The sequence below is a fragment of the Pseudomonas sp. RW407 genome (assembly GCF_003176655.1).
Taxonomy (GTDB): Bacteria; Pseudomonadota; Gammaproteobacteria; order Pseudomonadales; family Pseudomonadaceae; genus Pseudomonas; species Pseudomonas delhiensis.
This window is the reverse complement of the sequence record NZ_QGSL01000091.1, coordinates 433,673-441,289: the sequence shown is the minus strand read 5'-3', so window position 1 is coordinate 441,289 and position 7,617 is coordinate 433,673. Positions and strand designations below refer to the sequence as shown.

At 68.6% G+C, this 7,617-nt stretch carries 9 protein-coding genes; 4 read left to right on the top strand and 5 right to left on the bottom strand.

The window, feature by feature from the left end; all coding sequences use genetic code 11:
- Positions 1 to 413: 413 nt before the first annotated feature.
- Positions 414 to 1,310 (bottom strand): neutral zinc metallopeptidase, encoded by an 897-nt coding sequence (locus DK254_RS14300; protein WP_109934284.1) that lies wholly within the window; start codon positions 1,308 to 1,310, stop codon positions 414 to 416.
- 67 nt (positions 1,311 to 1,377) lie between these two features.
- Entirely contained in the window at positions 1,378 to 2,250 is an 873-nt protein-coding gene (locus tag DK254_RS14295; RefSeq protein WP_109934283.1) for a PhzF family phenazine biosynthesis protein, read from the bottom strand.
- Positions 2,251 to 2,393: 143 nt separating this feature from the next.
- Between DK254_RS14295 and alaC the strand changes: the two genes are divergently transcribed.
- Positions 2,394 to 3,620 (top strand): alanine transaminase, encoded by a 1,227-nt coding sequence (gene alaC / locus DK254_RS14290; protein ID WP_109934282.1) that lies wholly within the window; start codon positions 2,394 to 2,396, stop codon positions 3,618 to 3,620.
- A 310-nt stretch (positions 3,621 to 3,930) separates the two neighbouring features.
- Here the strand turns inward: alaC and DK254_RS14285 are convergent, their stop codons facing one another.
- A complete protein-coding gene (locus DK254_RS14285) occupies positions 3,931 to 4,365 on the bottom strand; it encodes a DUF411 domain-containing protein (RefSeq protein ID WP_109934281.1) in 435 nt (144 codons plus the stop codon).
- Positions 4,366 to 4,537: 172 nt separating this feature from the next.
- Between DK254_RS14285 and DK254_RS14280 the strand changes: the two genes are divergently transcribed.
- From DK254_RS14280 to DK254_RS14270, 3 genes are all read left to right on the top strand, one after another.
- Entirely contained in the window at positions 4,538 to 5,005 is a 468-nt protein-coding gene (locus DK254_RS14280) for a DUF4345 family protein (protein ID WP_009617493.1), read from the top strand.
- Positions 5,006 to 5,159: 154 nt separating this feature from the next.
- Positions 5,160 to 5,510, top strand: coding sequence for a hypothetical protein (locus DK254_RS14275; protein ID WP_109934280.1), 351 nt, complete (start codon positions 5,160 to 5,162; stop codon positions 5,508 to 5,510).
- A gap of 86 nt (positions 5,511 to 5,596) precedes the next feature.
- Positions 5,597 to 5,899: a DUF1883 domain-containing protein gene (locus tag DK254_RS14270; RefSeq protein WP_043273615.1), complete on the top strand. Its 303-nt coding sequence runs from the start codon at positions 5,597 to 5,599 to the stop codon at positions 5,897 to 5,899.
- Positions 5,900 to 5,905: 6 nt separating this feature from the next.
- Here the strand turns inward: DK254_RS14270 and DK254_RS14265 are convergent, their stop codons facing one another.
- On the bottom strand, positions 5,906 to 6,409 hold the full coding sequence (locus tag DK254_RS14265; protein WP_109934279.1) for a DUF4136 domain-containing protein: 504 nt from the start codon (positions 6,407 to 6,409) through the stop codon (positions 5,906 to 5,908).
- Positions 6,410 to 6,482: 73 nt separating this feature from the next.
- On the bottom strand, positions 6,483 to 7,574 hold the full coding sequence (gene trmA / locus DK254_RS14260) for a tRNA (uridine(54)-C5)-methyltransferase TrmA (protein ID WP_109934278.1): 1,092 nt from the start codon (positions 7,572 to 7,574) through the stop codon (positions 6,483 to 6,485).
- Positions 7,575 to 7,617 lie beyond the last annotated feature (43 nt).

The window sequence follows — 7,617 nt, the reverse complement described above, 5'->3', positions numbered from 1 at the left end:
CATGCGTGTGCTCATCGTGCGACTGAACGCCATGGTCAGGGACGGTACCTGCTGGAGAACAGATACCGCGCAGCAGTAAAAGACAGTTGCTCCTACGGGGGAGGACCGTGCTTCCCGGCTACCTGTAGGAGCGGGCCCTGCCCGCGATTCGCGCGCAGGGCGCGCTCCTACAGGGGAATGGCGCGGGCGGGGCGGCGGAGCGGATCTCATCCGCGAATCGCGCCGATACTTCCGGCTATCGCGGACAAGGTCCGCTCCTACGGGGGAGGACCGTGCTTCCCGGCTACCTGTAGGAGCGGGCCCTGCCCGCGATATCGCGCGCAGGGCGCGCTCCTACATTGCAGGTGAGCACGGCTTTGTAGGAGCGAGCTTGCTCGCGAACATATCCCCGCGGCGGAATCCCTTCGTACTGGTTACAACGCCTGCGCCTTGAAGGTATCGCACTTGCCCGGCGAGCCCGAGTCGAAGCCGAGCTTGAACCAGCGCATGCGCTGCGCCGAGGTGCCGTGGGTGAAGGAGTCCGGCACCACGGTGCCGCGGGACTGCTTCTGCAGGCGGTCGTCGCCGATGGCGTTGGCGGCGTTCAGCGCGCTCTCGATGTCGCCCGGCTCCAGCCACTGCAGGCGCTGCTGGGCGTTGTTGGCCCAGACCCCGGCGAAGCAGTCGGCCTGCAGTTCCAGGCGCACCGAGAGGCCGTTGGCGCCCTCCATGGGCGCGCCGCGGCGGCGGGCGGCCTCGACCTTGGCCGAGATGCCCAGCAGGTTCTGCACGTGGTGGCCGACCTCGTGGGCGATCACGTAGGCGCGGGCGAAGTCGCCGGCGGCGGCGAAGCGCTGCTCCATCTCGCGGAAGAAGCCCAGGTCCAGGTACACCCGGTGGTCGCCGGGGCAGTAGAAGGGCCCCACCGCCGAGGAGGCGAAGCCGCAGGCCGAGTTCACCCCGCCGTTGAACAGGATCAGCTTGGGCTGCTCGTACTGGGCATTGCTGTGGGCGAAGATCTGCCCCCAGGTGTCCTCGGTGTCGCCGAGCACGGCGCGGACGAAATCCACCTGCGGGTCGGCGCCGGTCGCCGGGCGGCCCTGCACCTGCGGGCGCGCCGGGGCCTGGCCGGTGTCCATCTGGCCGAGCAGGCTGCCGAGGATCTGCATCGGGTCCTGGCCCATCAGCAGGCCGACCACCACCACGATGGCCACCCCGCCCAGGCTCAGGCCGCGGCCGCCGATGCGCATGCCGCCACCGCCCATGCCGCCGCCGCTGTCGTCGCGGGCATCCACCACGTTGTCGCTGCGTCGTCCTTTGCGCCAGAGCATGGCGTCTTCTCCTGAATGTGCGTGGGTTGAGTGTCGTCGGCGCCCGCGCGGTGCGCCAGTCCGGCCGTCAGTCGAGGCGGCAGAGCAGCTCGGCGCGGGCCAGCAGCTGCACCTTGCCGCCCACCTGCACCTGGTCGTCGTCGCCGACGCGTACTTCCAGCAGGCTCGGGCGGCCGAGGAAGCGGCCCTGGTGCAGCTCGAAGGTCTCGCCGCGGCGGGCCTTGCCCAGTTCCACCAGGTAGGCGGCGACCGGGCCGGCAGCGCTGCCGGTGGCGATGTCTTCCACCAGCCCGGCGCTGTCCCAGGTGCGGCCTTCGCGGCCATCCACGTCCAGCAGGAAGACGAAGGTCGCACCCAGGGCGGCCAGGCGCTCGCCCATCGGCGTGGATAGCTCGGCGCGCTGGCGGATGCGCCCCAGCGCCTCGCCGCGCACCGGCAGCAGCAGGTAGGGCAGGCCGGTGCTGACCACGCTGGCGGGGTAGCCGGCGAGGTCGCTGGCCAGCAGCGAGAAGGCCTCGGCGAACCAGCGCCGGGCTTCGTCGTCGAGCACGGCGCCGAACTGCGCCTGGCCCTGGTTCATCTGCGCGATGAAGCCCTGGCCGTGGCGGCGGGTGGTCAGGTTCACGTCCTTGGCGGCCAGCTGCAGCGTCCAGTGTTCCTGCTCGCCACGCTGGTGGATGTGGTGCAGCAGCGCGGCAGCGCCCAGCAGCGGGTGGCCGGCGAAGGGCAGTTCTTCCTCCAGGGTGAAGATGCGCGCGCCGTAGGTGTCCAGCTGCGCGGTGGGGTAGAGGAAGAGCGTCTCGAACTGGCGCAGCTCCTGGGTCAGGGCCTGCAGGGTGGCGTCGGCCAGGCCGCGGGCGTCGGCGAACACCGCCAGGCCGTTGCCGCCGAGGGGGTGTTCGGCGAAGACGTCGAGCTGCCAGTAATGCTGAGGGGACATGGGGCTCCCTGGCTGAAAGTAGGACTCGACAGCGAGCCTAACGGCGGATATGTTCGCCGACAAGAAAAGCCCAGCTTTTCAGGCCACCGCAGTGGCCGGCGTCGCTCGGACGGTTCCGGGCGCTTACGTTCACCGAGGAAATCATGACTGAACCCCGTTCAGCACGCCGCTTCGCGCGTATCGATCGTCTCCCGCCCTACGTCTTCAACATCACCGCCGAACTGAAGATGGCCGCCCGCCGCCGCGGCGAGGACATCATCGACCTGTCCATGGGCAACCCCGACGGCCCCACCCCGCCGCACATCGTCGAAAAGCTGGTGCAGGTCGCCCAGCGCGAGGACACCCACGGCTACTCCACCTCCCGCGGCATTCCGCGCCTGCGCCGGGCGATCTCGCGCTGGTACCAGGAGCGCTACGCGGTGGACATCGACCCGGAAACCGAGGCCATCGTCACCATCGGTTCCAAGGAGGGCCTGGCGCACCTGATGCTGGCCACCCTGGACCACGGCGACAACATCCTGGTGCCCAACCCCAGCTACCCCATCCACATCTACGGCGCGGTGATCGCCGGCGCCCAGGTGCGCTCGGTGCCGCTGGTGCCGGGCATCGACTTCTTCAACGAGCTGGAACGGGCGATCCGCGAGTCGATCCCCAAGCCGAAGATGATGATCCTCGGCTTCCCCTCCAACCCCACCGCGCAGTGCGTGGAGCTGGACTTCTTCGAGCGCGTGGTGGCCCTGGCCAAGCAGTACGACGTGCTGGTGGTGCACGACCTGGCCTACGCCGACATCGTCTACGACGGCTGGAAGGCGCCGTCGATCATGCAGGTGCCGGGCGCCAAGGACATCGCGGTGGAGTTCTTCACCCTGTCCAAGAGCTACAACATGGCCGGCTGGCGCATCGGCTTCATGGTCGGCAACCCGGAGCTGGTCTCGGCGCTGGCGCGGATCAAGAGCTACCACGACTACGGTACCTTCACCCCGCTGCAGGTGGCCGCCATCGCCGCCCTGGAAGGCGACCAGCAGTGCGTGCGCGACATCGCCAGCCAGTACCAGGCGCGCCGCGACGTATTGGTGAAGGGCCTGCACGAGGCCGGCTGGATGGTCGAGAACCCCAAGGCCTCGATGTACGTCTGGGCGAAGATCCCCGAACCCTACGCGCACCTGGGCTCGCTGGAGTTCGCCAAGAAGCTGCTGAAGGACGCCAAGGTGTCGGTGTCGCCGGGTATCGGCTTTGGTGACTATGGCGATGACCACGTGCGCTTTGCGTTGATCGAGAACCGCGACCGCCTGCGCCAGGCGGTGCGGGGGATCAAGGCGATGTTCCGGGCCGATGGGTTGTTGCCGAAGGGGGCCAGGGTGGCTGAATAAGGCGGGAATGAAGAAGGGGCGGCCGGTTGGTCGCCCCTTTTTGTTTGTGGGGTTATGTCGGAAGGGCTTGGTGTGGGGCTGGAGAGCGCCCTCTCCCTAACCCTCTCCCTGAAGGGAGAGGGGACCGTTGGGCAGACGCTGATGTTTTGGAGTCAGCCGGCTAGCACAGAGATTGCCGGCTGAAACCAGGCTTCCTCTCGGCATGGACTAGCCCCCTCTCCCTTCAGGGCGGGGCGCGCAGCCGAGGGCTGGGGAGAGGGAGCGGAGTTGATCCCAGGCTCCAAAGCAGCAGGGATACTCCAAGCTCCCCTCAACGCCGCGGATAATCCGCCAGCACCACCGCCTTGCCATCCTTGCCCAGCCCCAGTACCTGGTAGGCATCCTGGCGGTCACCCATCTCCATCCCAGGCGAGCCCATGGGCATGCCCGGCACCGCGGCGCCCACCAGGTCGGCGCGTTCGCGCAGTGCGAGCACATCACGGGCCGGCACGTGGCCCTCGACGAACTTGCCGTCGATCACCCCGGTATGGCACGAGCCCATGGCGTAGGGCACGCCCAGGCGCGTCTTGAACGCCGACATGTCCGCCTCGACGTGGTCGTTGACCGTGAAGCCGTTGGCCTGCAGGTGCTTGATCCAGTCCTTGCAGCAGCCGCAGTTGGCGTCGCGGTGCACGTCGATGGTCAACGGCTGGGCGGCCTGGGCGGTGCCGGCGAGGAGGGCGGCGAGAAGGAGGATGCGGCGCATGGGAAGCTCCTGTCAGAACGAAATCCGTGGAGCATACTCTCAGGGACGGCGGCGCCCGTCCCTGCTCTGTATCAGCTTATGACGCCGCCGGCGAACTCGGCGTGCCGAGCAAGGTCTGTGTCCTTTATCCATCTTCATTTGCCGAGGGCTGACGGGCCCCAGGAGGAACAGGATGCTCTTCGCCCGCTTCGTCTTGCTGCTACAGGCCCTGGTATGGGCCGGCCTGGGCCTGCTGTACTGGGTGCGCCCCTACGAGATGGCCAACCTCAGCGGCATGTTGCTGATGGAACCGGAATCGGTCAGCGATGCCCAGGTGTTCTACGGCGGCCACCAGTTCGCCCTGGCGCTGTTCCTGCTGTTCGCCCTGCGCCGCCGCGAGCTGCTGCGCGCCGGGCTGATCCTGGTGGTGCTGGTGCAGCTCACCCTGACCCTGTCGCGCCTGCTCATCGCCTGGTCCTCGGGCCTGGGTATCGATACCGACGCCACCCTCTACGGCCTGGTCTACCGCGGCAGCGTGTCGCTGCTGGCGATCTTCGCCCTGTACTGGCTGGAGCGCGGCCGGCGCGAGCCGGAGCCGGCCGAACCGCTGCCGGAGGCGCCGGTGGAGAAGGTGCGCGACGCCGACTTCGAAGGGCTCTGAGTCAGGTCCGAAAGACTCCGCGGCGAGTCAGGATGACTCCGCTGCTGTTGGTCATTTTGACTTCAGTCTCGCGCCAGCCCTTGATCCATGGGCCCCAGGGGCTGGCACGCTTGCTGTAATGGCTTGGCTACCTTCAAACGCCAATGGAGCGATCATGAAAGTAGCGAGCCTGTGTGCAATGAGTCTGGTGCTGTTGTCCTGCGCGGTGGCGCAGGCGGACCAGGTGGTGGCTGAACGGCCGGACAACACGGTCGGCGGCGGTTTCGGCGCGGGTAGCGGGGTGCTGATCGGCGGCGCCCTGGGCGGGCCCTTCGGCGCGCTGGCGGGGGCCGGCATCGGCTGGCTGGCCGGCAGCGGCGTGCAGCAGGCCAGCGGCGCCAGCCAGAAGGCCTACGTGGTGCAGGCAGCGGACGGCAGCCAGCGCACCGTGCGTTCGCCCAACGCCGAGTTCCAGGTAGGCCAGCGCGTGGAGGCCGACGGTATCCGCCTGCGCGCCGCGAACTGACTCGCGTCCAGCCGGCGCCGCTGGGGCGGCGCCGGCTTCCGTGCTATCGTTGCGCCCCGTTCGACCGTCACACGCAGGCCCGCAACATGAAATTCATCCACAAGCGCGAACACCTCAACGAGGGCGACCTCGTGGTCATCGAATGCTCGCGCACCTGCAACATCCGCCTGATGACCGACGCCAACTTCCGCAGCTTCAAGAACGGCGCGCGCCACGCTTACCACGGCGGTGCCTTCGAGCGCTTCCCGGCGCGCATCCGGGTGCCCAGCACCGGGTTCTGGAACGTCACCCTGGACACCGTCACCCGCCGCGCCATCAGCGTTACCCGCAAGCCGGACTTCAGCTACAGCATCAAGTTCGTGCGCAAGACGCCCTCCAGCTACAGCTGAGCCGCCTCAGGGGCGGTGCGCCGGGAAATCCTCAAGCAGCTTCGCCAGCGCCTTGTCGAAAGCCTCCTGGCTCAGGTTCGGGTCCTGTAGCTGGCTGCTCAACTGCGCTTCGTAGAGCACCTCGCGACTCCTCTCGTCGACGATGCGCATGACCAGCCGCGCCAGGTCGGAATCGGCGATCTGCGTCTGGTTCACCACGCCTTCCTGGGTCGCTACCGGGCGCTGGATCACCCCGGTCTGGCGCTCCAGCCCCAGCGCATAGAGCACCCGCAACTCGCCATTGCGCGCCTGGAAGCGGTAGCCCTTGGCTTCCAGGGCGCGACGCAGGGCGGCGTCGAAGCGGTCCTCGAGGTCCAGGCGGTGGCCGGGGGCGCGTACCGCCTGGATGGAGAAACTGCCCTGGTGGCCGTCGGCGGCCGGGGAGACCGTCACCTTGGCCGGGTCGCTGCCGGCGCAGGCGGCCAGCAGCAGGGCGAGCAGGGGAAGCAGGGGAAGCAGGAAGCGGTGCATGGCGAGGCTCTCTTGTGGTTATCCACAGCAGCCTAGCCGGCGGCGAGGTGCGCGCCGCCCAACCCAGGTTGGGTTAGCCGCGGCGGCGCTCGAGCAGCACGCCGGCTTCCATGTGATGGGTGTAGGGGAACTGGTCGAACAGCGCGCAGCGCGTCACCGCGTGGGTGTCGTGCAGCTGGGCGATGTTCTGCGCCAGCGTCTCCGGGTTGCAGGAGATGTAGAGGATGCGCTCGAAGCGGCGGGTCAGCTCGCAGGTGTCCGCGTCCATGCCGGCGCGCGGCGGGTCGACGAAGACGCTGCCGAAGTCGTAGCCCTTCAGGTCCACGTCGGCCAGGCGGCGGAACGGGCGCACCTCGTTCAGCGCCTGGGTCAACTCCTCGGCGGAGAGGCGCACCAGGGTGACGTTATCCACAGCGTTGTCGGCCAGGTTCGCCAGGGCGGCGTTCACCGAGGTCTTGCTGATCTCGGTGGCGAGCACCTTGCGCACCCGGGTGGCCAGCGGCAGGGTGAAGTTGCCGTTGCCGCAATACAGCTCCAGCAGGTCGTCGTCGCGCTGGCCGAGGGCCTCGAAGGCCCAGTTGAGCATCTTCTGGCAGACCACGCCGTTGGGCTGGGTGAAGGCGCCTTCCGGCTGGCGGTAGCGGAAGGTCCGCCCGGCCACCTGCAGGGCTTCCTCGACGTAGTCGCGGCCGACCACCAGGCGCTTGCCGCGCGAACGCCCGACGATGCTCACGCCCAGCTCGGCGGCCAGCGTCGCCGCTGCGGCCTGCCAGGCTTCGTCCACCGGGCGGTGGTAGCAGAGGGTGATCAGCGCATCGCCCGCCAGGGTGGTGAGGAACTCTACCTGGAACAGCTTGTGGCCCAGGGCGCGCTCGGCCCAGGCGGCCTTCAGGCGCGGCATCAGCTCGTTGATGCGCAGGCTGGCGATGGGGAAGTCGTCGATCAGGATCGGCGTGTGCTTGTCGCCCTGCTCGAACATCGCGTAGTGGCGCTGCTCGCCCTCGCGCCACAGGCGGAACTCGGCGCGCAGGCGGTAGTGCTCGCGGGGCGAGTCGAACACCTGTGGCTCGGGCGCGGCGAAGGGCGCCAGCAGCTCGCGCAGGCGCGCGGCCTTGTCGGCCAGTTGGGTGTCGTAGGCGGCGGGGTCGAAGCGGGGGCTGCTCATGGGGAACTCTTGGTGCGCGGTGGCGGCGATGGGTTTCGTTGCA